Source organism: uncultured Flavobacterium sp. (assembly GCF_963974175.1).
Lineage (GTDB): Bacteria > Bacteroidota > Bacteroidia > Flavobacteriales > Flavobacteriaceae > Flavobacterium.
The window spans coordinates 60812-86022 of record NZ_CAXBBR010000008.1 but is presented as its reverse complement, the minus strand read 5'-3'; the positions used below and the strand labels follow the sequence as shown (position 1 = coordinate 86022).

Genomic DNA, 25211 nt, shown 5'->3' with positions numbered 1-25211 from the left:
CTAAACCGACTGCTGCCACTTCCATGGGAGAACACAATAATTGCCGCTGCCTCTTCGGGTATTATTAAATTTCCTTTTAGTGTGACATGAGTTAGAGGGATGTCTAGTTCTAGTTTTTTCATGATGTCCATTCTTTGAATAAGTGAATTGTATTGTATGGCATTTATGCAAGGGGGTAGGTGGCTTCCAGTATTTGGATTACTTCGTCGTCTTCTACTTGCTGAAAATTTTCGAAAAAACTACCTACACCGCTGAAATGTTTTGAGGCTATCAAATAGATAAGTTCGTCGGTATGTTTTTCAAATAGGGGGACAGTATCGTAGGGTAAGACTGGAACGGCAACGATAATTTTCGCAGGATGCCGTTTTCGCAGCATTTCTATACTTGCTAATAGCGTATTCCCTGTCGCTATTCCATCATCTATGAGAATAACATTTTTAGCTTTAATATCTAAGGGTTCTCGATCACCTCTATAGAGTTTGTATTTATTGCGAAGTACAGTTCGGAGTCTAGTAATTTCATTTTTTATGTATTCCTTGGGTACTTCAGGATGTTTATCTAGAACGGAAGAATCCAGTGAAACGGCACCGATCGCAAATTCTTTATTGGATGGATGTCCAATTTTTTTGGAAAGGACAATATCTAAAGGTAGTCGTAAGTTTTTGGCGATTTCATAACCAAGGGGTACACCTCCTCTGGGTACTGCGAAAACAACCGAATTGCTGTTTTTGTACTTTTTTAATTTTTCTGAAAGTAAAATGGCCGCTTCTATTCGGTCTTTTAAGATCTCGTTATACATGTCTCACTATTTTAAACGATAAAATACTACAACTTACATAAAGATACTGATTTTCAGTTGTTTGCGAAATATAAAGTGAAAATTTATTTGCTATAGGAGATAGAAAACTTCTTCAGCGGGCAATTGTGATAGGCCTGTGGAACCGGTATTCGATTTCCTGAGCCAATAGGGTGGTTTTCTGAGGGAAGATAATATTTGGATGCTAATTAATTTTATCTACTTTTGGTTATATATAAGACACAGGAAATGGCATTGTTAGAAAGAATAAACCTAAGGGCAAAAGCAGATAAAAATACAGGATTTGGTACTAATGCTAGCAGTTATGGCGGCCGTTTTGTGAATAAAAACGGAAGCGCTAATGTAGAGAAGCAAGGGATGCCTATTTTACAGCGCATTAGTTGGTATCACACGATGATTGATATGGCAGTGTGGAGATTTATGCTTATTGTCCTCTCATTTTATGTGAGTATCAATTTTATATTTGCCACTATTTATTATGTAATTGGGATCGAACATTTAGACGGAATTACAAGTACAGACAGTGAATGGGTAAAATTTGGACAGGCTTATTTTTTTAGCGCACAAACATTTACCACTGTTGGTTATGGACACATCAGTCCCACTGGTTTTTTAACCAGTGCACTTTCAGCTGCCGAGGCTTTAATAGGTTTGTTAAGTTTTGCTATTGCCACAGGACTGTTCTTTGGAAGATTCAGTAAACCCACCGCTTTTCTAAAATTCTCGCACAATGCCGTTATTGCTCCTTACGGAGATATTTCAGGACTGATGATACGCTTAACGCCTTATAAAAACACCAATTTTACCGATGCAGAAGCTAAAATAACTTTGGGGATGAGTGTTGAGGAAAACGGAAAGAAGGTTAATAAGTTCTACGCGTTGGATTTAGAATTAGAAAAGGTAAATGCACTGCCATTGAGCTGGACTTTAGTACATCCCATTACTGAGGAAAGTCCTCTATACCAATTTACAAAAGATGATTTTGCCAACACCCAAGGTGAGATTCTTGTTTTTGTAAAAACGTTTGATGATATGTTCAGTAATACCGTGGCTACCCGTACTTCCTATATTTTTGAGGAAGTAATTTATGGTGCTAAATTTGAGCCGATGTACACCCGAAGTACTGACAATTCTAAAACTATTTTGTATTTAGATAAACTGAATTCCTTCGAGGATGCTCCTTTAAAAGGATAGTTTTAATTTGTTTTCAGATTTATAACAAATAAATAAACTACATTTGTTTAATAAATATGAATAAATAATGAACAATATAAAAAATGTTTTTAGCATAAAGGATCTCGAAAATCTTTCCGGTATAAAAGCACACACCATACGTATTTGGGAAAAAAGGTATAATGTGCTGCAACCGATGCGCACAGATACTAATATCAGATTGTATGATTTAGCGAGTTTGCAAAAACTGTTGAACATTACTTTATTGCACGATTATGGATATAAAATATCTAAAATCTCTGCTTATCCAGAGGATCAGATCCCTGTGATGGTAAGAGAAATTGTATCTTCAAAGAGTGCAAAAAATCATGCTATCACCGCTTTCAAAATGGCTATGATGAATTTTGATCAGGAGCTGTTTTTTAATACGTACAATTGGCTTTCTGAGGAAAAATCATTCAAAGAGATATTTAATCAGGTATTTATTCCATTGCTGGAAGAGCTAGGTTTGTTGTGGCAAACAGATACAATTACTCCTGCTCACGAGCATTTTATTAGTTATTTAATTAAACAAAAAGTATTAGTCAATACGGAAAAACTTCAGACGGTCAAGCCTACTAAATTAGATCGGGTTTTCGTGCTTTCACTCCCTATGAATGAAATTCATGAGTTGGGGTTGATGTATTTGAATTACGAAATTTTGTTAAGTGGTTATAAGACCGTTTATTTAGGGGAAAGTATGCCCATTGATAACTTAAAAGATCTCAAAAAACATTTTGAATCCATTGTTTTTGTGTCTTATCTAACGGTTCAGCCGGAGCGAAGTGGCATTGATGAGTATATAGGACAAATGACAGATGAACTATTAGATGATACGACTGAACTCTGGTATACAGGATGGTTAACTCAGTTTATTGATAAAGAAAATCTTTCCGATAGGGTAGTTGTTTTTAACTCTATTGCTGAATTAGTAGAAAAAATTTAGGTTTTGTTTAATCATTTCGTATATTTGCTAAACAAATGAAAAAGAAAATTACAATTATAGGTTCTGGGTTTTCAGCATTATCTGCTGCTTGTTATTTAGCAAAAGCCGGTCATGAGGTAGTGGTTTTTGAAAAAAATGCTACTATCGGTGGAAGAGCAAGGCAATTAAAAAAGGATGGTTTTACATTTGATATGGGGCCAAGTTGGTACTGGATGCCAGATGTTTTCGATCGTTTCTTTGCTGATTTTGGAAAAAAAACAACAGATTATTACGAGCTCATAAAGTTATCTCCTGCTTATCGGGTGTACTTCGGTGTAGATGAATTTATTGCAATCGCAGATAATTTAGCAGAAATCGAAGCTACTTTCGAAGCGATTGAAGAAGGAAGCGGAGATGTTTTGCACAAATTCATAACAGAAGCAAAAAGTAATTATGATATTGCTATAAAAGACTTAGTATACCGTCCAGGAGTTTCACCATTAGAACTAGTAACGGTAGAAACAACAAAGAAGATAGGGCAGTTTTTCAGCAACATCAGTCGAGATGTACGCAAGAAATTCAAAAACGAACGACTAATTCAAATCCTTGAGTTCCCTGTTTTGTTCCTTGGAGCAAAGCCGTCAGACACACCGTCCTTTTATAGTTTTATGAATTACGCTGATTTTGGAATGGGAACTTGGCATCCAAAAACTGGAATGTTCGATGTGGTAAGAGCCATGGAAAGTCTTGCCAGAGAACTGGGAGTAACGTTTCATACCAACTCCAATATTGAAAAAATCATAGTCGAAAATAAAACGGCAACAGGGATTATAGTTAACGGCGAAAAAATCATCTCAGATCTGGTTTTAAGTGGAGCTGATTATCATCATACTGAAACATTATTAGACAAGGAATATCGTGCCTATTCAGAAAAATACTGGGAAAGCCGTGTTTTTGCCCCTTCATCTTTATTGTTTTACGTTGGTTTTAATAAAAAAATTGAAAACATATCGCATCATGCTTTGTTTTTTGATGTAGACTTTTATCAGCATGCAAAAGATATCTATGATGAGCCGCAATGGCCAAAAGAGCCATTGTTTTATGCTAACTTCCCTTCTTTGACAGATAAAACTGCGGCACCAGAAGGAATGGAATCTGGTTTTTTTCTTATTCCATTAGCTCCTGGCATTAATGACTCGGAAGAGTTGAGAGAGGAGTACTTTAATAAAATAATGGATCGATTTGAGCAGTTAACACAGCAAAGTTTAAAAAATAATATTATCTTTAAGATAGCATTTTGTAAAAATGATTTTGTTAAAGAGTATAACTCGTATAAAGGGAATGCCTATGGAATGGCTAATACTTTATTACAAACGGCTTTTTTAAGGCCAAAACTAAAAAGTAAAAAAGTACGTAATTTATATTTCACAGGACAATTGACCGTTCCTGGGCCGGGTGTGCCACCAGCATTAATTTCTGGAAAACTAGTGTCAGATTTAATTAACAAACAATTTTTAGACCAATAAATATGAAGCAATTATTTGACGACGTATCATTCAAATGCAGTAAGCTGGTGACAAAAAACTATAGCACTTCATTTTCCTTAGCGGTATATATGCTTGCGCCAAGTATTAGGGATGCTATATACAGCATCTACGGTTTCGTGAGATTTGCGGACGAAATAGTGGATTCTTTTCATGGTTTTGACAAAGAAGATTTGATTAATGATTTCGAAAAAGAATATTATAAAGCCTACAATTCAGGGATAAGTTTGAACCCAATATTAAATTCCTTTCAAAGTACTGTGAAAGAATATAATATTACAGATGATCTTATTCAGGCTTTCTTAAAAAGCATGAAACTGGACTTAATCAAATCAGATTATAACAGTCTTGAAGAGTATAATGAGTACATTTATGGATCTGCTGATGTGGTAGGTTTAATGTGTCTTAAGGTTTTTGTAGCCGGTCAAGACCAGAAGTATGAACAACTAAAAGGAGAGGCAATGCGCTTGGGGTCTGCTTTTCAAAAAGTAAATTTCTTAAGGGATTTAAAAGAAGACAACCTTCTTCTAAATAGAAATTATTTTCCTGGAATCGATTTGAATTCTTTCGATGAAAAGGCTAAAAATGCCATTATAAAAGAAATTGAAGAGGATTTTAAGATTGCCTATGAGGGAATTGTTAAGTTGCCTATTGAAGCTAAATTCGGGGTTTATACTGCCTATGTATATTATAAAAAATTATTAAAGAAATTAGAGAATACTCCTTATCACCAAATTGGAAATGAAAGAGTACGGGTTTCTAATTATACCAAAGCGGCATTATTGGCACAATCTTTCGTGTCATATAAGTTGAAGCTAGTATAAGGCTACAAAACCTATTTCCAGCACTTAAAATTAATTAAATACAAACAACAATGATTTCTTTTTCTATTTTCCTTGGCGTTTTTCTGTTTATGGAATGTGTGACTTGGTTAACCCACAAATACGTGATGCACGGATTAATGTGGTATTTTCATGAAGATCATCATCAGCCTAAGTACGCTAATGTTTTTGAACGTAATGATATCTTTTTTGTGATTTTTGCCGTGCCTAGTATCGTACTTTTCTACTATGGTGTTGAAGGAGGAATTAACTATTTGTTCTTCATCGGACTCGGAATTACAGCCTATGGATTTTCTTATTTCATGATTCATGATGTGTTAATCCACCAGAGATTCAAATGGTTCAAGAATACAAAAAACAAGTACCTTATTGGCTTACGAAAAGCGCACAAAGTACACCACAAACATCTAGGTAAAGAACATGGCGAATGTTTCGGTATGTTGTTTGTACCTTTTAAGTACTATAAAATATAATAGTTTTATTTGGGCGTGACCTCGTTGAAAAAATATTTTTTTTGTTTTTTCAACGAGGTCGGGCTTTACACTCCCGCTTTTATGGTCTCGTTTTAAGAACGACACCATAAAGAGCTCCGCTGCAATCCCTCACGCACAACAGTTGTCAAGACTACAATTTAATCCAAAAATAATCATGAAAGTATATAAAAAAGAAACTGTACAACACGTAAATGCAACAGTAGAGGAATGTTGGGAATTTTTTTCCAAACCAGGTAATTTGCAAAAAATAACACCAGAAACAATGGGATTCCAAATCACGGATTTCGATAATAAACCTATGTATGCTGGACAAATAATTCAGTATAAAGTTTCCCCACTTTTAGGTATAACAATTCCTTGGATGACAGAAATTAGTTTTGTTAAAGAAAATAGTTACTTTGTAGACGAACAACGTTTTGGACCCTATGCTTTATGGCATCATAAACACTTTTTTGAAGCTACTGAAAACGGTACTAAGATGACGGATATCGTACATTACGCTTTGCCGTTAGGCTTTTTAGGTAGAATAATGAATACCTTGATGGTTAAAAATAAATTAAATGAAATTTTTGAACATAGAGTATTAAAGGTAAACGAAATATTTAATTCAAAATAATGGCAAAAGAGACAGTATCTTTTTTTTGGTTTAGACGCGATTTGCGTTTGGAAGATAATATCGGTTTATTTCACGCTCTGGAATCTAAATATCCTGTCATTCCGTTATTTATTTTTGACGATTCTATCTTAGATAGTTTGCCAAGAAACGATGCAAGAGTTGGATTCATTCATGAATCATTATCCACTATTAATGAACAACTAAAACAAATAGGAAGTTCGCTGTTGGTTAAAAAAGGAGAAACTATTGCCGTATGGAAATCGCTTATTCAGGAATTTGACATTAAAGAAGTATTCTTTAATAAAGATTATGAGCAGTATGCCATCAAAAGGGATAATGCTATCTGTGAACTTTTGCAAATCAAGAATATCGTTCCTTTTTCTTTTAAAGACCAAGTCGTTTTTGAAGAAAAGGAAATTACAAAAGCGGATGGATTGCCGTACACGATTTATACACCATTTAAAAATAAATGGTTGGATAAATATAATGCTATGGCACCTGTACGCGAGTATACAGGCTCATCAACTTCTTCTAATTTTCATAAATCAAAGTATGCTTTTCCATCTTTGGGAGAAATAGGGTTTGAGGAAAGTAATATTAAAGTGCTTCCTTATAATTTGAAACAGATTTCTGAGTATCAGGAAATACGTGATTTTCCTGCTATAGATGGTACGTCCTATTTATCACCTCATCTTCGTTTTGGTACGGTAAGTGTTCGAAAGATGGTAAATTGGGCTGCTAAAACAAATGCTGTTTTTTTGAGTGAATTGATATGGAGAGAGTTTTTTATGCAAATTCTGTTTAATTTCCCTAGAGAAGTGACACATAATTTTAAACTGGCCTACGATGGAATTCAATGGCGTAACAATGAAGCCGACTTCAAGCGCTGGTGTTCCGGCACTACAGGTTATCCCATGGTTGATGCGGGAATGCGCCAACTCAATGAAACGGGTTATATGCACAATAGAGTGCGTATGGTTGTAGCGAGTTTTCTATGCAAACATTTATTGATTAATTGGCAGTGGGGTGAAGCCTATTTTGCCGAAAAATTACTGGATTATGAAATGGCGTCTAATGTGGGTAATTGGCAATGGGCAGCAGGAACCGGATGTGATGCAGCTCCTTACTTTAGGGTTTTCAATCCAGAAATCCAACTGAAAAAATTTGACGAAAAAGGAATTTACATCAGGAAATGGATTCCTGAATTTGAACTGGGGTACGGCGAACCTATGGTAGAACATGCAATGGCGAGAGATAGAGCGATTGCGACATATAAAGCAGGGATATTGAAATAATGGGATTTATCATATAAGTCATATACGTTTTTAATAAAATAGTCAAAAAACTTAAATGACTTATATGTTTAAAAAAGAGATTTACTTAATCAATTTATTTAGCATCCCATTAAAAATGAAGCCGTGAAAGGGCAATACAGAATACCAGTATAACTTTCCCCAAATACCCTTAGGTTTAAACGTGGCAGCTTGGTACAATGTATTATTTATTATTTTGAATTCGAGCCATGCCTGACCAGGTAGTTTCATCTCGGCATACAAGACTAGTTTTCCTTCTTCTTTATTGGCATACAAAACCCTCCAAAAATCCAAAACGTCTCCAGAGTGAATCTCATGTCTGTTTGTTCTTCCTCTTCGAGAGCCTACGCCTCCAAAAAGTTTGTCGATAAACCCCCGAATTCCCCAGAGCCAATCGCCATAATACCAACCAGATTCACCACCTATGGACCAGATTTTATCAATTGTATATTCTTTATTTATAATTTCTTTTTTTCTTCTGTCAATAAAACAATCTTTTTTTGGAATTTTTAAATATTCAGAAATATTAGTGCTAAACCTACCGCTTGCTAAGGAATCTTTCCAACTAGAAACTACTTTATCTTCACCTACTTTGATTAACGCAAGAGAAAGTGCTTCTTTGTATGACATCGGATGTATACCAAGCAGTTCGTTTATTCTGGTGTCCCTGCAAACTACTTCAACCTTCATACTGCTTACTAATGCTGAAGCTAATTTATAAGAGGTAGAAGTAACAAAATAAAGCCAATAAGACGACAATTTAGGAGTCATTAAAGGCACTGTATAAATCCATCTTTTTAAGTTTTTAGCTTTGGCAAAACCTAATAGCATTTCTTTATAGGTAAGTATATTAGGACCACCAATGTCAAAATTTTGATTATAGGTTAATGGATTTAATAAGGATTGTGATAAGAATTCGAGGACATTACGAATGGCAATAGGTTGACACCTTGTGTTGAGCCATTTTGGGGTAATCATGATAGGAAGCTTAAGTACCAGATCTCTAATGATTTCAAAGGATGCGCTTCCTGAACCAACAATGATTCCAGCTCTTAAGGCTGTTAGTGCAAAAGTACCAGTGTTTAATATGTCTTCTACATTTTTTCTGGATGCAAGGTGTTTCGAAAGAGAATCATCATTTACAATTCCTGTTAGGTAAATGACTTGTTGTGCATTAGTAGTGTTTACCCTATTGACAAAATTAGTGGCTGAGGTGCTTTCTAATTCATCATAATTATCTTTTGAACTTGCCATCGAGTGGATGAGGTAATAACCAGCATCAATATCATCGGGAATGTTTTTTAAAGTTTCTTCTTTTAGGAAATCAACTTCAATTACAGTGATACTTTTTTCGAATTCTTTTGGTGTATAAAACCTGTTTTTATCTCTCACGCAACAAATTACATCATGGCCTTGCCCGATTAAAATGGGTAAAAGCCGTTTTCCAATGTATCCTGTTGCGCCGGTTAAGAGAATTTTCATAGATTTTATTTTGAGTATTAAATTTAACTAAATTTATTGGAAATCAGACTAATAAACTCTTTTCTTGTTTTATCTTTTTCAAATGCACCTGTAAATGAGGATGTAGTAGTTACTGAATTCTGTTTTTGAATTCCCCTCATCTGCATACACATGTGTTGTGCTTCAATTACTACTGCAACACCTAATGGGTTTAAAGCCTCTTGAATACAATCTTTTATTTGATCTGTTAATCTTTCTTGTACTTGCATTCTTCTGGCAAAAGCATCCACAATTCTTGGAATTTTACTAAGCCCCACAATCTTTCCATTCGGAATATAGGCGACATGTGCTTTTCCGAAAAAAGGCAACATATGATGTTCACACATGGAATAAACTTCAATATCTTTTACGACGATCATCTGCCTGTGATCCTCTGTGAATAATGCCGATTTTAAAATTTGTAGCGGGTCAAGGCCATATCCATGCGTTAAATATTGCATTGCTTTGGCTGCTCTAACCGGCGTACTCACAATTCCTTCTCGATTTACATCTTCGCCTAAATTGTTTATTATTTCTTTATAATTTTCAGCGATTGCGTCTGTGATTTCAGTATCATAACGCTCTACTTTTTCGTAACTTTTCATTTCTTTAGCTATCATATTCTTATCGTATTAACTCTTGATTTTATTTACATTTTAAAGGTTACGATACCGTAATCCATTTCAAAAACTTGACCTGACATCGATTTTGCCTTTTCCGAAATAATGAAATTAGCCATTTCGGCTACTTCTTCTGGTTTTAAATAACTTTTCATCGGGTGACGTTCTACCATATTTTCTTTCATTCGATCGTTTCTCAGAATATTTGCTGACAGCGTCGTTTCAGTAATAGTAGGGGCAATGGCATTTATTCGTACAGTGGATGCTAATTCTGCTCCCAGAGATTTTACGAGACCTTCCACTCCCGCTTTTGCAGTAGCTATACTGGCATGAAAAGGCATTCCCAGTTTTACCGCTACAGTGCTAAACAATAAGATAGATGGGTTTGCTCCTTTTTTTAGAACGGGTAAATATTTCTGAATCACTTTTACCGCTCCGATGACGTTTATCTCAAAATCATTTCTAAAATCATCAATGCTTAGACTTCCTATTGGTTTTAAGTTAATAGAGCCAGGGCAGTAAATTAAGGTGTCAATGTTTTCTATAGAAGGAAGTTCATCCTTCAGCACGTCTAAAGGATAGTGAGTTAAGTTTGCGTGTGATACGTCCGGCGCATTTCTACTGATGTTGTATACGAGGTTAGTTTCTAATTGTTGCATTAAAATGGCATTCCCAATACCTTTACTTCCGCCTATAATTACTATGTTTTTCATTTGAAAAGTATTTTTGGTTTATCTTTTTGATATTTTATTATTATTTATTTGTCTTTGTCTGCTGCATTTAAAGCGACCTTCTTTAAAATCGCGAAGTTTCTCATGTTTTGTTTTGCGTCCTTGAACCCTTTTGCGCCACATTATAAAACTTGTTGGTTTCATTTCGATGCGCATCAAATCAATGACTTCCTGCTCTTTTAATCCAAATTGAAGTAAAATAGCATCAAATGTGGTTCTGTCTTCCCAAGCCATTTCAATCACGCGACCTTTTTCTAGATCAGATAGATGATGTTCTGTCATTGTTAGTATTTTAGATATTCGGTTACTGTAATTTTGGCTTTTAAATCAAACATTAAATTATAGAGGCCAAAAAACGTTCTGTTCATATAGATAAAATGTTTAGAACCACGGTTTCCATTCATTTTTCTAAGGTTGGTGTCACTGGCAAATCGTTCCCCTAATTTAGCTATACTTTCAAAAAACACTGCGTCTGAGAAATCGAAAGTTTCTTCTTGGAACGGTTTCGTGAATAATGATAATAGATCATAAAATATAGATGTGAAATAAGCTATTTCTTCTTTAGAATCATCAGCCCTTAGGATTTCTAGTTCGAACAACTTTTCGCTAAAGAGCTTTTTGTTGTCGATTACTTTTGGATCTATCAATTCAAAATAAGGAACGTAAAACTCATTTGGTATAATTTTCATGCATCCAAAATCAATCGCAATTAATTCCTTTTTATCATTGACCATAAAGTTACCTGGATGAGGATCAGCATGTACTTTTTTTAGAACATGGATTTGGTACATGTAAAAATCCCACAAGGCTTGCCCAATTTTATTTGCTACAATAGGATCTGAATTTTTAAACTCAGAAAGATGAACTCCTGTCATCCAGTCCATAGTGATAATCTTCTCAGAAGAATACTCTGGATAATATTCAGGGAAAACAAGGTTGTCTATTTTCTTGCAGGCATCAACGACTTCTTGGCTTTGTTTCAGTTCCAATAAATAGTTGGTTTCTTCAATTAGTTTGTCTTCGACTTCTTTAAAGTACTTGTCAGAGTCTTTTCCTTGAAGATTGAACATTCTGATTGCAATTGGTTTCACCAAAGCTAAATCCGAAGAGATACTGTTAGCAACTCCAGGATATTGTATTTTTACCGCTAGTTTTTTATTGTTTTTTACCGCCATATGTACCTGACCGATACTGGCTGCATTTACAGAATTAGCATTAAACTCATCAAAAATTTCATAAGGCGTTTTTCCTAAATTAGTTTTGAATGTTTTTAAAACTAAAGGGGCTGAAAGTGGTGGTACAGAAAATTGAGACAAAGAGAATTTTTCTACATAAGCCTGTGGTAAGAAACTTTTATCCATGCTTAGCATTTGAGCTACTTTTAAGGCGCTCCCTTTTAAGCTTTTTAAGCCGTCGTAAATGTCCTCAGCATTGTCCTCATTTAGTTTATCACGTGTCAAGTCTGAACTCACGATTTTTTCTCCGTAATATTTAAGGTAATTCACGCCCACTTTTGCACCTGTTTGTACAAGTTTTGTGGCTCTTTCAATTTTTGACGTAGGTATATAATCTATCGTTTTCATTATTTGTTTTGTATTTTTTCTTTGAAAATAAATTTCCCAAAGTCAATTAAACTATCTATTGGTGCAATATTCATCAGTTCAAAACTCAGTTTCACCGATTTTTCGATGTAGATATCTGTTTTCTCAAATGATGGGGAGTCGTCATCCAACCAGAATTTTAGAGTTAGTAGTAATTGAATCCAAGAGCTTTCTTGAATTGCTTTTTTCTGAAAGTCTTGAAACTTTTCCTGCTTAATGCGATATTCATCGGTTATAATTTCACCAACATATTTCTTAAAGGCAGTTCTCAGACTTGAAAGCTGCATTAGATTTTTAAGTTGGTTATCGTGCTCCTTTAAAATCATGCTGACATAACTTCTATTGGCAGAAAGTAATTCGAAGAATGTAAAGTAGAAACTTAACATCTTTGTTTTCATGTCATAGTCAGTATAGTCTTTATCTTTATGGAGTAATTCGATTGTCATATCCAGAAAGGTTTTAAAGATTTCTTTTTCGACACTTTCTATAGTTCCAAAAAAGGCATAAAAATCAGTTTCTGTAAAGCCATTCGATTTTGCGAAAAGATATACTGATTTGGGTTTTTCGCCATTCTCTAATATATAGTTCATATACATAGAAACTATTTTCTCTTTTGTAATTGCAGTTTTCTTAGTAGCCATTTTCAATTAATTAATAAATTAGAGTATAAAGGTAAGGAATGTTTAACGAAATAATCATAAAGTTAAACAAAAATTAGTTGTATCTTTGATTTAGATGAATTGAACGATTAAACACACTGTTATGAAAAAGAATGTATTACTTACAGGAGGTACTGGTTTTGTTGGGAAGGAACTAACAAAGCTTTTGATAAATAGCGGATATACCGTTTCTATACTCAGTAGAAGTAAGAGAGAAAATACAGCAACTATTTTTTACTATACTTGGGATATACAAAAACAAACTATAGAAAAAGAGGCGGTACTCAATGCAGATTATATAATCCATTTAGCTGGGGCTAATATTGCTGAGAAGCCATGGACTAGTAAGCGAAAAGAAGAAATTATTAATAGTCGGCAACAGTCAGCTCAACTGATTTATTCTATTTTAAAAAAGAATGATAAAAAATTAGACGCCTTTGTTTCTGCGTCGGCTGTTGGTATTTATGGAGCGGTGAATGGGGAAGAAATTTGCACGGAAAGCACTGCTGTAGGTGAAGATTTCTTAGGACTTACATGTCAAAAATGGGAAGCCGCTGCAGATCAGTTTGAAAAATTGGGAATACGTACAGTAAAGGTACGTACCGGTTTAGTCTTAGGTAAAGACGATGGTTTTTTAAATAAATTAACGCCTATTTTTAAATGGAGATTGGGTTCGGCATTGGGTTCTGGAAAACAATACATGCCTTGGATTCATGTGGAGGACTTGTGTGCAATCTATCTTGAAGCGCTTAAGAACCCCAATATGGATGGAGCTTACAATGCCGCAATAAGTGATTCTACTTCGAATGCAGGTTTTTCTAAAACATTGGCAAAGGTGTTTGGGTACAAAATCTGGCTTCCCAATGTCCCAAGTTTTTTGATTAAAATGGTATTGGGTGAAATGTCTAAAATAGTGTTGACAGGAAGAAGAATTTCATCCAACAAAGTAGAAGAGTTAGGCTTTCAGTTTAAGCATAATAATTTAGAAGATACACTCAGGAAATGTTTGTCTAAGTAGATTTTAGATTAAGTAGATTTACTGGTCGTAAAAGCTGTCGAAAGGTAGTGATTTCGTATGCTTAGTTTTTGTTTGCAAAACCTTTAGACAATAGAGTAGAATGAATTACGGAATTTATTCTTTGAGAATAAGTGTAAAGTATTAATTAGGCAATAGTGAAACATTGGACTTTAAGTTTATACTAGTTTGCTTTTTTCTAAACTTTGATCTTAAAAAGGATATTTTATTCGCTACGATAACAGATTATAAAACAGCTTTAACCTTTACATTTACGTTTTTGGATATTTTACTTCTAACGATATATGGAATTTCGATATCATAATCGTCAGAGTTTAGGGTGAAATTGGAGATTAATTCTATCCCTGCGGCTACTTTTTTAATTTTGGCAAGGACTCGAATATTTTTTGATTTGCCATGCATGGTTATTTTTCCTTCGATATAATACTCTGTTGCATTAGGGGCAATATTTTTTAAATCGAACTTTTCAATTAATCCCTTAAAGGTAGCTTTAGGGTATTTTTTACTTTCCATATAATTTGCGTTGAAATGCTCCTGCATTAAACTTCTTTCAAACGAAAAACGGTCGATATATACTACAAATGAGATGATTCCTCTCTTTGTATTTAATATAAGATTTACTTCATCGTTTTTGGCTTTTACTGGCTCAAAAAAAGGCACCGATGCTTCGAAAACAATCACCCCCTTCGTTGAGGTTCTTTTTTCTTGAGCACCAATGGTGAATGCAGTTAACAGCAAAAAAAGAAGTAGTTTTTTTTTCATTTTAGAGTCTGTATGATACTACTTAAAGTTACGATTTTTATTTCAAATAACTAGTAAAAGACAGCTGCTAAAACAGCAAATATGACCTAGAAAATGGATTTATAGGTCTCGTTTTAGATTCTAGACGATTTTATCTAAAATCAGGGGTTTAAAACAGAAGAATTAGCCTAATTCGACAAGAACATTATACTTTTCTAAGCTGGCTAATGTTTCAATGGAACTGTAATTAAAAACTTCTTCATGACGGTCTTTTTCTTTTTTTAGGGAAATTTGTTTTAAGCAATTACAGAAACGACGTACTTCTTCTAAGTTAGAAAGAATCAGACCTGGAACTTTTTCATTTTTTCCGTCCTTGTCTTTGGAAACCATGGTGAAATAGGAGGAGTTACAGTGTTTTACCACTCCTGTTTGGATATTTTCAGATTCTACACGGATACCGACAATCATCGAACTGTTACCCACATAATTGACACTGGCTTTCATGGTGACTAGTTCTCCCACTTCGATTGGTTTCAAAAAATCTACTGTGTCCACGGAGGCTGTGACACAATAATTTCCGGAAAATTTTGAAGCACAGGCAAAAGCAATTTGATCGAGTAGCGAAAGAATGTAACCTCCATGTATTTTGCCGCTAAAATTAGTATGCGACGGCAACATTAATTCCGAAATGGTAATATTTGACGCGGCAACTGTTTTATAGGTGCTATTCATGTTTATTTTGATTTAAAGGGAGATTCTTCTTCTTTTACTGCGATTACGAAATATTTAGTGTCGCCCCACCATGCGAATGTTTTGTATCGTTCTATATAAGACAGTTTCACATACTGTCCTTCCATATCTTTTAGATCACTAATAACTTGTTTGTCTTTATCCAATACAGAAAAAGCAAATATTTATGAACCTGATATGCCTTGGCTTATTTCTCCTTCCCAGGTTTTGAAAGCGACTCCTTTATGACTAAACTTGATTAGTTGGCCAGATCGAACACCTTCACTATAGGTGGCATAATAGACAAACGTAAAATAGCTAACTACGGACAGTATTAACACTGCTGCAAGAACTCCTAAAAATTTCTTCATTTTAGTTTAATTGTTGGTTTTCATCTTTTTCGGCTCTTGCCAAAACACTCTCAGGAAGCGATTTTTTAGCTTTAGCTCCCATCTTTTTTAATTTTTCTACGCTGGTAATTAGGTTTCCTTTTCCTTCTACTAGTTTATTCATAGCACCGCTATATTCTGTTTTAGATTCGTCAATTTTCTTGCCAATTTTTATTAAATCAGCTACAAACCCTTCAAACTTATCATATAAGGCGCCGGCTTGTCGCGCTATTTCAAAGGCGTTTTCTTGTTGTTTTTGGTTTGCCCACATACTGTCAATCGTTCTTAATGTAGCTAGCAGGGTAGCGGGAGTAACGATGACAATGTTCTTTTCGAATGCCTTGTTATACAAAGCGGTGTCCTCATTGAGTGCCATGGCAAATGCGGGTTCTATAGGGATAAAAAGTAATACGAAATCAGGACTTTCTATTTGATATAAATCCTGATAGTTTTTATTTCCTAATTGTTCTACGTGACGCTTGATCGAATTGACATGCTCTTTTAAATACCCACTTTTTAAATCGTCGTCTTCTTCATTTATGTATTTTTCATAGGCGGTTAATGAAACTTTAGAATCGACTATCATTTTCTTCCCATCAGGCAAATTAATTACCACATCAGGAAAAACACGATTTCCTTCATCGGTAGTAAAAGCTTGCTGCACTTCGTATTCGCGTCCTTTTTCTAGACCTGATTTTTCCAATACTCGTTCCAGCACCAGTTCGCCCCAATTTCCTTGCATCTTACTGTCTCCTTTTAATGCTTTGGTCAGGTTGATGGTTTCCTTGCTCATTTGGATATTCATTTCGCGCAAGCCTAAAATTTGTTGGCGCAAAGCCGCATGGTAATCAATGCTTTCTTTATGGGTGTCTTCTACTTTTTTCTCGAATAATTGAATCTTGTCTTGCAAAGGAGACAGGATGTTTTTCATGTTTTCCTTATTCTGCTCAGTGAATTTATTGGATTTTTCTTCTAATATTTTATTGGCAAGATTCTCAAATTCCTTAGTAAACTTCTGCTGTAGTTTTTCTACTTCGTTTTTTTGCTCTTTGTTGCGTTCCCATAGATTTTCAAAATCAACTTCTTTTTTAGAAAGTTGGATTGCCAAGCTGTCTTTTTCGTTACGGATAACTTCCTTCTCGTAAGTACTGCTTTCTATTTGTTTTTCAAAAGCAGTTTTGTCATTTGAAAATTGTTCCTTCAATTGATTGAATTGCGAGTTTGACGCAATTAATTTTTCCTCTAAACTGATCTTCTCAGATTGGAAACGGGCAGAGAAAATGAGTTTTCCAATGAAAGCACCAATAGCAAGGGCAATAATAAACAAGGATAAAAAAGGAAGCATGTTTAGCATAGAAAGACTGATTGTTGTAAAAAGTAAAAGTAAACAATATTACATCTCAGTACTAAATTTATTAATCAGAAAATAAAAAAAGCCAATAAAAACGATTGTTTTTATTGGCTTTTTAAATGATTTAATAGGCCTTATTCATCATCTAATTTCATATTCCCTCGGTCTTTGTGATTATCAGGATGTGAGGTTGGATAGCGATTGGCGGTTATGTCTGAGTTTAGGTCTTCATTTTCCACTGTTTTCATAGCTTCCTCCTCAGTAGCAACTCCTCGGCTTAAGCTTTCATTCTCATTCCATGTACGTTCTTCATCGGGAATATGAGCAACTGACCCATCAACATTGCGGGCTCTTTGTACAATTACTTTATTTCCTTCGGCATCAATTTCTACTTCGTCAGTAAGAATAGAATCTTGTATTTTTTCTTTATCAGCCATGTGTTTTCCGCTAAAAGCTTCATTTGTGTTTTGCTTATCGTGGTCTTTTTTTGAATTTATATCTTTATTTTCCATGATGTAAAATTTAAGTGATTATTATTTTAGAAGTATAATATTACAGCTTTTTGACGATAAAAGTAAATCATTTAACATAGCCTTTAGATTGTTAAAATGTAGGTCATTGAAATTTATATGCTAATAAAACAATGTTATCTTTGCGTTTTATAAAATCAAACAAAGTCAATGTCCCATCAGCATTTCATCCTTCACAAACCCTACGGCTATTTAAGTCAGTTTATCTATGAATTGAAACGAAAAAAGAAACTTTTAGGCGAGTTGTACAATTTTCCAAAAGGAACAATGGCGATAGGGCGTCTAGACGAAGATTCGGAAGGATTGTTGTTGTTGACCACGGATGGGATGATGAGTGAAATCATTCGATCTAAAAAAGTAGACAAAGAATATTATGTACAAGTAGATGGGGTTATTCATCAGGAAGCGATTGATAAACTGAAGGCTGGTGTCGAAATAGGTTTCAATGGAACCAAGTACATCACTAAAAAATGTGATGCTTTTTTGATAACTGATATTCCTGCTTTTGGAGCCAGAGGTAAAAAAATAAGAGACGAACGTCATGGACCCACTTCCTGGGCTTCGATAACGGTAAATGAAGGCAAGTTTCGTCAAGTACGTAAAATGACAGCTGCTGTCGGATTTCCCACTCTTAGGCTAGTTCGTGTGCGAATAGGAAATGTTTACTTAGACGATTTACAATCTGGAGAAGTTATTGAAGTTGAAAATTTACAATAGCAAAAATCAAAGTCAATGTCAATCGCAAAAATCGTTAATCATCAATCTTAAATCTTTTTAAATGTTAAATATAGTTTTAGTTGAGCCCGAAATACCCAATAACACAGGAAATATTGGTCGATTGTGCGTAGGTACTGAAAGTCGCTTGCATTTGGTTCATCCATTTGGTTTCGTAATTAATGATAAAAACTTGAAACGTTCCGGATTGGATTACTGGGTGCATCTTGATGTTACCGAATATCAAAATGTAGCCGAGTGGATTGCTCAAATTCCAGATGCTTCACGTGTTTTCTTAATGAGTTCTCATGCTGAAAAATCTTATTTGGAGATAGAGTTTCAAGACGGAGATTGGTTGGTTTTTGGAAAAGAAAGCAAAGGACTAAGTGAGGAAGTTTTGGGACAATTCGAAAATCATCTAAAAATCCCAATGTCAAATTTGATTCGGAGTTTCAATATTGCTAATTCGGTTGCTTTTGTTATCGGTGAGGCCAAAAGACAGATTATGCTCAAGTAAGACCTTATCGCTAGGAGTTGTAAAGGAATCGTATTGTTACCAAGGAATTTTATATATTTGAGTACCGCATTTGTATCTTTAGCAAATAGCACTCATTTAAAAATTTCCTTTTTATGATCGATAAAGTCTCTCTACGAAGTACAATTTTCAGACATTTAGATGGTTTAGTGACTGCTCCGGTGGCTTATTCCCTGCATAAAAAAGGAGTTTTATCTTTTTTACTTGATAAAAAGGAAGCCACACTCGATGAACTTACTTCTCATTTTAAGGCAAACGAAGGCTATCTAAATGTAGGCTTACGAGTCTTATGTTCCCAAGGATTTCTCCATTATCATATCAATAATGCTACAGACGAAATTAAATTTACAATTACGGAAAAAAGTGAAATAGCTTTTTCCTTGTTTCATTTGTATGAAGACGTGGTGGATTTATTACAGTTCTCGATGCAGTTCCATCCTCGGTTATTTGATGAGGCTCCTTTTGAGCGGTTGCGGGTGATTTTTGAAAAATATAAAAAAAAGTATGCGGTTGAATTCTCCAATGACCCATTAGAGCGAGAGATACAAGATCAGGTTTTAACGCATATTGAGGGCGCATTGGTTGGTCCCACTTTGGTGCGATTAGGCATGAACGGGATGTTCCATAAATATTTTATGGAGATATCTTTTCGCCCCGAAGAATTTCATAAGTCCCCCGAAAACTTCAAAATCATATTGGATTTCTTTGCCCATTTAGGCTGGTTTACTCAAAAGAACGGAAATTATCAATTCACGGAAACGGGATTGTTTTTTGCAAAAAGAGCTGCGGCTTATGGTGTGACGGTCTCTTATTTGCCAACTTTTAGTAAAATGGACGATTTGCTTTTTGGTAATGCTGCTATTTTAAGGGCGATTGCCGAAGGCCAAGATGAGGCTCATGTAGACCGTGAAATGAACGTTTGGGGAAGTGGTGGCGCTCATGAAACCTATTTCAAAGTAGTAGATGAAATCATAATAAAATTATTTAATTTACCTATAGAAGACCAGCCAAAAGGAATTTTGGATATGGGTTGCGGAAACGGAGCATTTTTAGAACATGTCTTCACCGTAATCGAAAGACAAACGTTAAGAGGAAGAATGCTTGATGATTATCCGTTATTTCTTGTGGGTGCCGATTATAATCAAGCAGCTCTAAAAGTGACTCGGGCTAATTTGATTAAAGCTGATATTTGGGCCAAAGTTATTTGGGGAGACATTGGTCGTCCCGACTTGTTGGCGGAAGATTTAATGGAAAACTATGAGATTGATTTAAAAGATCTATTAAATGTGCGAACTTTTCTAGACCACAACAGGATTTGGGAAGAACCAAAAAATAGGACTAAGGATAGAGTAAGTCAGTCCACTGGGGCTTTTGCCCACAGAGGGAAGCGAGTAAGTACTAATTTAGTAGAAGATAATTTAGTAGAACATTTTAATAAATGGTCACCTTACGTTAGGAATTTTGGTTTACTGATGATAGAATTACATACCATTCCACCCAGTGTAACAGCTGTCAATCTTGGAAAGACCGCCGCAACAGCGTACGATGCCACTCATGGTTTTTCAGATCAATATATCGTGGAAATCCCCGTTTTGCATAAAGTAGCTGCCGAAGCAGGATTGTATCCCGATACTCAGTATTTTAAACGATTCCCGGATTCGAATAGTGCTACTGTAAGCATTAATTTATTGAAAGGAAGGTGATGATAGAAGCAAATGAGGAAGATATTCTTCCTCATTTGTTTTAATTTCTGGCCACAAAATCACTTAGGGTAATATAAAATTTCCCGGTAGACTGATCATGATATATGTTATACTTCGTTGGATAGTTCCCTGCTTTTTCAAAATATTCGGGCTGAGAATAATTTAGGCTTACTTCTTCATTTGAGAGTAAATATTCTGTAGTTATCATCGGTTCGATAAAATTTACTTTTCCATTATAGGAACCATAAATCATAATTTTTGAAAAGGGTAAATAATCAACTAAGTTTACAGGAAGCCAGTGTTTTCCCATTTGACCTTCGGCTGTACCTGCGCCGGGAGGGGTAAAATAATCTGCCGGTAAATAACCAAGAGGAGGATAAAGATTAAATGCAGCATCTGTACTTAGAGACCATTCGGGTATTGCTAATTGTTCTGCAATTGAAATCATGTAAAAATGAATGTCAAAGTGAGGGACATTAAAAACGCCTTCAGGTTCATGACCATGAGGATTCCAATTGAGTCCAATGTGATCAAAAGGAGTAGCTTGTGTTGCTTTTAAATGCAAAGGGATATTTATTGTGGCGCCTGCAGCAGGAGATTTCTTTTTATCTCTTTCAGGATTAAGTAAGGCGTCTTTCGTCATTTCGATTCCTATCTCATGAGGAAAACCATTAGAATACATACTAATCCAAGAACGTACTTTTCCATATCCTACGGTAACCTCTGGACCTTTAAATACGTTAAGCTTATCGCTAGTTTTTTTAGATGTTACGAACTGAGGGGAATTTTGTGGTAAATCACTATTAACCATTTCGTCCGAACTACAGGAATAGAGGAGAAGAAATGCCCCCAATAGAATCATTTTTTTTGATAAAGTAAACAGATTTTCCATAACTAAAATTGTTAAAATATTGTTTTAATAATGTAGATAAGTTGATCTGGAGGGAACTGAATTTAACACAAGTAAAAGTACAAAATCAATATTTAACATATTGATATACAGTAGTTTTTGTGTTTTTTTTAGCTTTTGATTGCTGTTTGTGATTTAATTCTGAATGTTGTAGGTAAAATAATGATTATACAATCACGAACTTCCCTTTATTTGAATCAAAAACAATATGTTCGTCTTTGAATAGGGTATTGAAAGTTCCTTTGGAAATAAAATTGCAAGGCTCATCTTGGACAACAGTTTCTGGAGTCATAATGATCATTTCATCACTCAGCTGTATGGCCATATCGATATCATGAGTTGAAAACAGAATGCATTTATTCGTTTCCTGAGTGAGTTTTTTCAAGAGTTTGAAAAGCGCTACTTTATGTAATAAATCCAAATGGGTAGTGGGTTCGTCTAAAATTATTAGCGGTGTGTCTTGTGCTAATGCACGTGCAACTAATACTTTTTGCAATTGACCATCACTAATTTCGTAATGTTTTTTGGTTGCCAAATGACTGATTTGAGTCAGTTCCATGGCTTCGTTAACCTTTGCAATATCAGTTTCAGTAAGCTTTCCAATCCAATTAGTATACGGCTGTCTTCCTAAAGCAATCAACTCGAAAACAGTCAAATTGCTAGGAGGTAATTTTTCGGTTAGTACGACACTTAGGTTTTGAGCTACCGTTAGAGCATCTATTTCATGTATGTTTTTCCCATTAAGTAAAATAGTTCCCGAAAGCGGTTTCTGAATCCCTGTAATTGTTCGCAATAAAGTTGATTTCCCAATTCCATTGGCACCAATTAAAGCAACTAGTTTTCCGGCCTGTAAGTTCAAGCTGAGGTTTTCGGCAATGGATATCGCAGAGTGTTTGGTTTTGTAACCAATACTCAGATTTGATGTAGTAAGTATGTCTTTCGTGCTAATCATTTATAGGAATAAAAGTTTTTTTAGAAAATTATCCAATCATTTTTCGTTTTCTAACCAATAACCAAATCACAATCGGCGCTCCAAAAACAGAAGTAACCGCATTAATCGGCAGTGTGATATCTCCGCCGGGAACTTGTGAAATACTATCACAAATAAGCATGATGCTAGCGCCAAAAAGTAAAGTACTCCAAAACAAAATCGTGTGATTACTGGTCTGGAAGACTAATTTTGCAATATGTGGAACCGCAAGTCCTATAAAAGCAATCGGGCCAGCAAAAGCAGTGATACTACCTGCTAAAACGCTAGTGGCAAAAATGATAATAAGTCTTGTTCTTTTGTAATTTAATCCTAAACTACGGGCATAATTTTCTCCTAACAATAGCGCGTTTAACGGTTTAATACTGAAAAGACTTAGAAAGAGTCCAATTAGTACACAAACGAATAAAATGCCAATAGATGTCCAGGATAGATTCCCTAAATTTCCTAAAGACCAAAAGGTAAATTTTTGTAGCTGTTCAGCGGTACTGAAATAAGTCAGTGTTCCCACAATAGCGCTTGTCAAACTTCCGAACATCAGCCCTACAATTAAAATCGCCATCGTGTCCCGCAACCGATAGGACACAGCCAAAACGGCCATTAAAACCAAAAAACTTCCTAGGCTTGAAGCCAATACGACTCCGTAGGAGGACAGCATTATAGTGGCAAGGGATTCCGGTAAAAATGCTGCTCCAAGAATTACTGCTGCAACACCTAAACTGGCTCCTGAACTCAGTCCTAAAACGTACGGCCCAGCCAACGGATTCCTAAATAAGGTTTGCATCAATAAGCCACTAATTGAAAGTCCCATACCCACTAATATGGCGGCAATGGCTTTTGGTAATCTATAATTAACGATGATATAGTGCCAGGTTTGTTTGCTTGTAGTTCCGCCAATAAGACTGTTAAAGACTTCTTTTAAGGGTATAGAAACAGATCCTAAACTGAGGTTAATTAAAAACAAGCAAACCATTCCAATGGTTAGGATTGCAAAGAGAACGGTATTTCGATTTGTCTGATTCAATTTATTCTAATTTCTGAAAGAAAAAAAGCGTGTGGTTTGGTACTAATTCGGGATGAAAAATCTTTATCAAATCTTTTAAAACCCAGTCCGGACGGGTAGGAGACCATTCGAAATATAGAATACCTCCTTTTGCCCCCTTGTTCAAGGCATACGAATATACTTTTTTATTTTTAAATGACTCAAATTCGCTATAATGAGGATTGCTGTCGCTCATTTGTTTTAAAGAAGAAAAATCACCGGGAGCAATCCAGAATTCTGCTTGCTGTGCTTTTTCTAAAATGACCTCAAATGGCAAGGAAACGCTTCCCGTGCCTTTTGTGTCTTTCCATAAATAATTGGCTTGTGCGTCTTTTAGAAATAGAGAAGCCCAACTTTCGCCTTGAGGCACATACCATTGATCTTGGAACATAGAACCACTTAGAACCGTTGGTTTTTGTGTTGCTTTTTTTGCTAAAGCCAAAGTAGAATTGTATTCTCTTTCAATTTCGCTAAATACCGAATTCGCTTTAGAATCCAGCCCGTATAAAGCGCCAAAAAACTTAATCCATTCTGCTTTTCCCAGAGGAGATTGTTCCGTCCAGTCTCCATTAAATAAGACTTTTAAACCGCTTTTTTGTAAAAGATCTAAAGAAGGATTGCTGCTGTTTAGTCCGAAGCCAACAATCAATTCTGGCTGCATATCAATTAGCACTTCTGTATTTAGATTTTCATTTTTTCCCACTTCTCTTACCAGTCCCGCATCAATTCGTTTTCGGGTTTTTTCGGAAGAAATATAATCGGTATTGGGGAAGCCAACGAGTGTGTTTTCAACACCTAACATTTCCAATGAAGGGATGTGAGTAGTGGAGGTTACAACAATGGATTTTATAGGGATTTGAATCGTGGTAAACTGTTTTAAGCTGTCTGGAACGATTCCGTTTTTTTCTTGTAAAACGTAAGTGAAATTTTCTTTGGCTCCAGGCCAAGGTTTGGTGATTTTAACTATTGAGTAACCGTTATATTTATAGATTTCGAATCCTTTAGCGTATTGGATTTCATTTTTTAGCGCTGATTTTGTTTCCTGATTGGTCTCTTTTTTACATTGGATAAACAACAAAGAAATTAGAAAGAGGAATAGGGTGTTTTTGACGAATTTCATAAATCTAATTTTTTTACAAAAGTATTGTTTTGTTTTAATAAAAATAATCTTGTGTGATATTTGATACATTTTTTTCAATATTAGACAAGTAATTTTATAAAAAAAGCAATCATGAGAGACAGTTCAAATACCTTTATTTATGTTGTTGCAGGGATTATCATATTGCATTTTGTTGTTGGTTTAGCCTGGTTGGTTTATAAGTTAGCTAAAAAGAATGAGGAGGATAAGGAATCATAATAATTTGCTAATTCAGAGGTTATTATGTTTTTTATTTAATGGGAATACTTTTAATTTTATTAAGTTTCTTATAAAATCATTCAATTAGTCTATCTTTGCGCCCGAATTGAGGTTGTGATTTCATTGTTTTTAAATCACATTAAAAGGGAATTAGGTTCAAAACCTAAGCTGTTCCCGCAACTGTAAGCTATCAAGCTTGTTGTTATCTACAAAACCACTGTCTCGTCATCAAAACGAAATGGGAAGGTAAACAACAAGACGCAAGCCAGGAGACCTGCCTTTTTTCTTAACGAATATCGAACTTTCGGGAAA

At 35.0% G+C, this 25211-nt stretch carries 27 protein-coding genes, 1 pseudogene and 1 riboswitch; of the genes and pseudogenes, 12 read left to right on the top strand and 16 right to left on the bottom strand.

Annotated elements, in window-relative coordinates:
• Positions 1 to 163 precede the first annotated feature (163 nt).
• On the bottom strand, positions 164 to 799 hold the full coding sequence (locus tag AAC069_RS13105) for a phosphoribosyltransferase family protein (RefSeq protein WP_339920910.1): 636 nt from the start codon (positions 797 to 799) through the stop codon (positions 164 to 166).
• Between the two features lie 246 nt (positions 800 to 1045).
• Between AAC069_RS13105 and AAC069_RS13100 the strand changes: the two genes are divergently transcribed.
• The 7 genes from AAC069_RS13100 to AAC069_RS13070 all read left to right on the top strand — a co-directional run bounded on the left by AAC069_RS13100 (position 1046) and on the right by AAC069_RS13070 (position 7745).
• Complete coding sequence (locus tag AAC069_RS13100; protein WP_339920909.1) at positions 1046 to 2011, top strand: ion channel; 966 nt, start codon at positions 1046 to 1048, stop codon at positions 2009 to 2011.
• Between the two features lie 67 nt (positions 2012 to 2078).
• Complete coding sequence (locus tag AAC069_RS13095) at positions 2079 to 2975, top strand: MerR family transcriptional regulator (protein WP_339920908.1); 897 nt, start codon at positions 2079 to 2081, stop codon at positions 2973 to 2975.
• Between the two features lie 35 nt (positions 2976 to 3010).
• Positions 3011 to 4480 carry a phytoene desaturase family protein gene (crtI, locus tag AAC069_RS13090; RefSeq protein WP_339920907.1) on the top strand — a complete coding sequence of 490 codons (1470 nt, stop codon included), beginning with the start codon at positions 3011 to 3013 and terminating at the stop codon, positions 4478 to 4480.
• Between the two features lie 2 nt (positions 4481 to 4482).
• On the top strand, positions 4483 to 5322 hold the full coding sequence (locus tag AAC069_RS13085) for a phytoene/squalene synthase family protein (protein ID WP_339920906.1): 840 nt from the start codon (positions 4483 to 4485) through the stop codon (positions 5320 to 5322).
• Between the two features lie 50 nt (positions 5323 to 5372).
• Positions 5373 to 5813 (top strand): carotene hydroxylase, encoded by a 441-nt coding sequence (locus AAC069_RS13080; protein WP_339920905.1) that lies wholly within the window; start codon positions 5373 to 5375, stop codon positions 5811 to 5813.
• A 175-nt stretch (positions 5814 to 5988) separates the two neighbouring features.
• Positions 5989 to 6450, top strand: coding sequence for an SRPBCC family protein (locus AAC069_RS13075; RefSeq protein ID WP_339920904.1), 462 nt, complete (start codon positions 5989 to 5991; stop codon positions 6448 to 6450).
• Positions 6450 to 7745 carry a deoxyribodipyrimidine photo-lyase gene (locus AAC069_RS13070; RefSeq protein ID WP_339920903.1) on the top strand — a complete coding sequence of 432 codons (1296 nt, stop codon included), beginning with the start codon at positions 6450 to 6452 and terminating at the stop codon, positions 7743 to 7745. The genes AAC069_RS13075 and AAC069_RS13070 overlap by 1 nt, the downstream gene beginning before the upstream one ends.
• An 81-nt stretch (positions 7746 to 7826) precedes the next feature.
• Here the strand turns inward: AAC069_RS13070 and AAC069_RS13065 are convergent, their stop codons facing one another.
• Genes AAC069_RS13065 through AAC069_RS13040 form a run of 6 tightly spaced genes read right to left on the bottom strand, consistent with a single transcriptional unit; the run spans position 7827 to position 12856 of the window.
• On the bottom strand, positions 7827 to 9245 hold the full coding sequence (locus tag AAC069_RS13065; RefSeq protein WP_339920902.1) for an SDR family oxidoreductase: 1419 nt from the start codon (positions 9243 to 9245) through the stop codon (positions 7827 to 7829).
• A 23-nt stretch (positions 9246 to 9268) separates the two neighbouring features.
• Complete coding sequence (gene folE, locus AAC069_RS13060) at positions 9269 to 9883, bottom strand: GTP cyclohydrolase I FolE (RefSeq protein WP_339920901.1); 615 nt, start codon at positions 9881 to 9883, stop codon at positions 9269 to 9271.
• 29 nt (positions 9884 to 9912) lie between these two features.
• On the bottom strand, positions 9913 to 10596 hold the full coding sequence (locus AAC069_RS13055) for an SDR family oxidoreductase (protein ID WP_339920900.1): 684 nt from the start codon (positions 10594 to 10596) through the stop codon (positions 9913 to 9915).
• A gap of 18 nt (positions 10597 to 10614) precedes the next feature.
• Positions 10615 to 10896, bottom strand: a complete 282-nt coding sequence (locus AAC069_RS13050; RefSeq protein WP_339920899.1) for a TIGR03643 family protein — start codon at positions 10894 to 10896, stop codon at positions 10615 to 10617.
• Between the two features lie 2 nt (positions 10897 to 10898).
• Complete coding sequence (locus AAC069_RS13045; RefSeq protein ID WP_339920898.1) at positions 10899 to 12197, bottom strand: AarF/UbiB family protein; 1299 nt, start codon at positions 12195 to 12197, stop codon at positions 10899 to 10901.
• Positions 12197 to 12856: a TetR family transcriptional regulator C-terminal domain-containing protein gene (locus AAC069_RS13040; RefSeq protein WP_339920897.1), complete on the bottom strand. Its 660-nt coding sequence runs from the start codon at positions 12854 to 12856 to the stop codon at positions 12197 to 12199. Before AAC069_RS13040 ends, AAC069_RS13045 begins: the two co-directional genes overlap by 1 nt.
• 121 nt (positions 12857 to 12977) lie before the next feature.
• Between AAC069_RS13040 and AAC069_RS13035 the strand changes: the two genes are divergently transcribed.
• Positions 12978 to 13892 carry a TIGR01777 family oxidoreductase gene (locus AAC069_RS13035; protein WP_339920896.1) on the top strand — a complete coding sequence of 305 codons (915 nt, stop codon included), beginning with the start codon at positions 12978 to 12980 and terminating at the stop codon, positions 13890 to 13892.
• Positions 13893 to 14135: 243 nt separating this feature from the next.
• On the opposite strand, the gene AAC069_RS13030 is transcribed toward AAC069_RS13035, so the two are convergent.
• The 5 genes and pseudogenes from AAC069_RS13030 to AAC069_RS13010 form a co-directional block, all read right to left on the bottom strand.
• Complete coding sequence (locus AAC069_RS13030; RefSeq protein WP_339920895.1) at positions 14136 to 14672, bottom strand: YceI family protein; 537 nt, start codon at positions 14670 to 14672, stop codon at positions 14136 to 14138.
• 162 nt (positions 14673 to 14834) lie between these two features.
• Positions 14835 to 15383, bottom strand: a complete 549-nt coding sequence (locus AAC069_RS13025; protein WP_339920894.1) for an acyl-CoA thioesterase — start codon at positions 15381 to 15383, stop codon at positions 14835 to 14837.
• 2 nt (positions 15384 to 15385) lie between these two features.
• Positions 15386 to 15751 (bottom strand): annotated as a pseudogene (locus AAC069_RS13020) (6-phosphogluconate dehydrogenase).
• A 1-nt stretch (position 15752) separates the two neighbouring features.
• Positions 15753 to 17123, bottom strand: a complete 1371-nt coding sequence (gene rmuC / locus AAC069_RS13015) for a DNA recombination protein RmuC (RefSeq protein ID WP_339920893.1) — start codon at positions 17121 to 17123, stop codon at positions 15753 to 15755.
• Positions 17124 to 17254: 131 nt separating this feature from the next.
• Positions 17255 to 17632, bottom strand: a complete 378-nt coding sequence (locus AAC069_RS13010; protein WP_339920892.1) for a hypothetical protein — start codon at positions 17630 to 17632, stop codon at positions 17255 to 17257.
• A 168-nt stretch (positions 17633 to 17800) separates the two neighbouring features.
• On the opposite strand from AAC069_RS13010, the gene AAC069_RS13005 reads away from it, so the two are divergent.
• The 3 genes from AAC069_RS13005 (at position 17801) to AAC069_RS12995 (ending at position 20602) form a co-directional block, all read left to right on the top strand.
• Positions 17801 to 18367 carry a pseudouridine synthase gene (locus tag AAC069_RS13005; protein WP_339920891.1) on the top strand — a complete coding sequence of 189 codons (567 nt, stop codon included), beginning with the start codon at positions 17801 to 17803 and terminating at the stop codon, positions 18365 to 18367.
• 61 nt (positions 18368 to 18428) lie between these two features.
• A complete protein-coding gene (locus AAC069_RS13000) occupies positions 18429 to 18881 on the top strand; it encodes a tRNA (cytidine(34)-2'-O)-methyltransferase (RefSeq protein ID WP_339920890.1) in 453 nt (150 codons plus the stop codon).
• A 113-nt stretch (positions 18882 to 18994) separates the two neighbouring features.
• Positions 18995 to 20602: a class I SAM-dependent methyltransferase gene (locus AAC069_RS12995; RefSeq protein WP_339920889.1), complete on the top strand. Its 1608-nt coding sequence runs from the start codon at positions 18995 to 18997 to the stop codon at positions 20600 to 20602.
• Positions 20603 to 20642: 40 nt separating this feature from the next.
• Here AAC069_RS12995 and AAC069_RS12990 read toward each other — a convergent pair whose 3' ends face one another.
• The 4 genes from AAC069_RS12990 to AAC069_RS12975 all read right to left on the bottom strand — a co-directional run bounded on the left by AAC069_RS12990 (position 20643) and on the right by AAC069_RS12975 (position 24662).
• Complete coding sequence (locus tag AAC069_RS12990; RefSeq protein ID WP_339920888.1) at positions 20643 to 21494, bottom strand: hypothetical protein; 852 nt, start codon at positions 21492 to 21494, stop codon at positions 20643 to 20645.
• A 184-nt stretch (positions 21495 to 21678) separates the two neighbouring features.
• On the bottom strand, positions 21679 to 22464 hold the full coding sequence (locus AAC069_RS12985; RefSeq protein WP_339920887.1) for an ABC transporter ATP-binding protein: 786 nt from the start codon (positions 22462 to 22464) through the stop codon (positions 21679 to 21681).
• Positions 22465 to 22492: 28 nt separating this feature from the next.
• Positions 22493 to 23473 carry an iron ABC transporter permease gene (locus AAC069_RS12980; RefSeq protein ID WP_339920964.1) on the bottom strand — a complete coding sequence of 327 codons (981 nt, stop codon included), beginning with the start codon at positions 23471 to 23473 and terminating at the stop codon, positions 22493 to 22495.
• 52 nt (positions 23474 to 23525) lie between these two features.
• Positions 23526 to 24662: an ABC transporter substrate-binding protein gene (locus tag AAC069_RS12975; RefSeq protein WP_339920886.1), complete on the bottom strand. Its 1137-nt coding sequence runs from the start codon at positions 24660 to 24662 to the stop codon at positions 23526 to 23528.
• A 111-nt stretch (positions 24663 to 24773) separates the two neighbouring features.
• Between AAC069_RS12975 and AAC069_RS12970 the strand changes: the two genes are divergently transcribed.
• The gene (locus tag AAC069_RS12970) at positions 24774 to 24899 is read left to right on the top strand and encodes a hypothetical protein (RefSeq protein WP_339920885.1); all 126 of its coding nucleotides are present in this window, start codon (positions 24774 to 24776) and stop codon (positions 24897 to 24899) included.
• 92 nt (positions 24900 to 24991) lie between these two features.
• Positions 24992 to 25196: riboswitch (cobalamin riboswitch) on the top strand.
• Positions 25197 to 25211 lie beyond the last annotated feature (15 nt).

Excerpts from the sequence above, each read along its gene's own strand:
- AAC069_RS13085 (WP_339920906.1), top strand. The coding sequence starts at position 4,483 with ATGAAGCAATTATTTGACGACGTATCATTCAAATGCAGTAAGCTGGTG.
- crtI (WP_339920907.1), top strand. The coding sequence starts at position 3,011 with ATGAAAAAGAAAATTACAATTATAGGTTCTGGGTTTTCAGCATTATCT.
- AAC069_RS13080 (WP_339920905.1), top strand. The coding sequence starts at position 5,373 with ATGATTTCTTTTTCTATTTTCCTTGGCGTTTTTCTGTTTATGGAATGT.
- AAC069_RS13050 (WP_339920899.1), bottom strand. The coding sequence starts at position 10,896 with ATGACAGAACATCATCTATCTGATCTAGAAAAAGGTCGCGTGATTGAA.
- AAC069_RS13075 (WP_339920904.1), top strand. The coding sequence starts at position 5,989 with ATGAAAGTATATAAAAAAGAAACTGTACAACACGTAAATGCAACAGTA.
- AAC069_RS13030 (WP_339920895.1), bottom strand. The coding sequence starts at position 14,672 with ATGAAAAAAAAACTACTTCTTTTTTTGCTGTTAACTGCATTCACCATT.
- AAC069_RS12970 (WP_339920885.1), top strand. The coding sequence starts at position 24,774 with ATGAGAGACAGTTCAAATACCTTTATTTATGTTGTTGCAGGGATTATC.
- AAC069_RS13040 (WP_339920897.1), bottom strand. The coding sequence starts at position 12,856 with ATGGCTACTAAGAAAACTGCAATTACAAAAGAGAAAATAGTTTCTATG.
- AAC069_RS13055 (WP_339920900.1), bottom strand. The coding sequence starts at position 10,596 with ATGAAAAACATAGTAATTATAGGCGGAAGTAAAGGTATTGGGAATGCC.
- AAC069_RS13095 (WP_339920908.1), top strand. The coding sequence starts at position 2,079 with ATGAACAATATAAAAAATGTTTTTAGCATAAAGGATCTCGAAAATCTT.
- AAC069_RS12975 (WP_339920886.1), bottom strand. The coding sequence starts at position 24,662 with ATGAAATTCGTCAAAAACACCCTATTCCTCTTTCTAATTTCTTTGTTG.
- AAC069_RS13025 (WP_339920894.1), bottom strand. The coding sequence starts at position 15,383 with ATGAATAGCACCTATAAAACAGTTGCCGCGTCAAATATTACCATTTCG.
- AAC069_RS12995 (WP_339920889.1), top strand. The coding sequence starts at position 18,995 with ATGATCGATAAAGTCTCTCTACGAAGTACAATTTTCAGACATTTAGAT.
- AAC069_RS12990 (WP_339920888.1), bottom strand. The coding sequence starts at position 21,494 with ATGGAAAATCTGTTTACTTTATCAAAAAAAATGATTCTATTGGGGGCA.
- AAC069_RS12980 (WP_339920964.1), bottom strand. The coding sequence starts at position 23,473 with ATGGTTTGCTTGTTTTTAATTAACCTCAGTTTAGGATCTGTTTCTATA.
- AAC069_RS13070 (WP_339920903.1), top strand. The coding sequence starts at position 6,450 with ATGGCAAAAGAGACAGTATCTTTTTTTTGGTTTAGACGCGATTTGCGT.
- rmuC (WP_339920893.1), bottom strand. The coding sequence starts at position 17,123 with ATGCTAAACATGCTTCCTTTTTTATCCTTGTTTATTATTGCCCTTGCT.
- AAC069_RS13065 (WP_339920902.1), bottom strand. The coding sequence starts at position 9,245 with ATGAAAATTCTCTTAACCGGCGCAACAGGATACATTGGAAAACGGCTT.
- AAC069_RS13000 (WP_339920890.1), top strand. The coding sequence starts at position 18,429 with ATGTTAAATATAGTTTTAGTTGAGCCCGAAATACCCAATAACACAGGA.
- AAC069_RS12985 (WP_339920887.1), bottom strand. The coding sequence starts at position 22,464 with ATGATTAGCACGAAAGACATACTTACTACATCAAATCTGAGTATTGGT.
- AAC069_RS13005 (WP_339920891.1), top strand. The coding sequence starts at position 17,801 with ATGTCCCATCAGCATTTCATCCTTCACAAACCCTACGGCTATTTAAGT.
- folE (WP_339920901.1), bottom strand. The coding sequence starts at position 9,883 with ATGATAGCTAAAGAAATGAAAAGTTACGAAAAAGTAGAGCGTTATGAT.
- AAC069_RS13100 (WP_339920909.1), top strand. The coding sequence starts at position 1,046 with ATGGCATTGTTAGAAAGAATAAACCTAAGGGCAAAAGCAGATAAAAAT.
- AAC069_RS13105 (WP_339920910.1), bottom strand. The coding sequence starts at position 799 with ATGTATAACGAGATCTTAAAAGACCGAATAGAAGCGGCCATTTTACTT.
- AAC069_RS13045 (WP_339920898.1), bottom strand. The coding sequence starts at position 12,197 with ATGAAAACGATAGATTATATACCTACGTCAAAAATTGAAAGAGCCACA.
- AAC069_RS13035 (WP_339920896.1), top strand. The coding sequence starts at position 12,978 with ATGAAAAAGAATGTATTACTTACAGGAGGTACTGGTTTTGTTGGGAAG.
- AAC069_RS13010 (WP_339920892.1), bottom strand. The coding sequence starts at position 17,632 with ATGGAAAATAAAGATATAAATTCAAAAAAAGACCACGATAAGCAAAAC.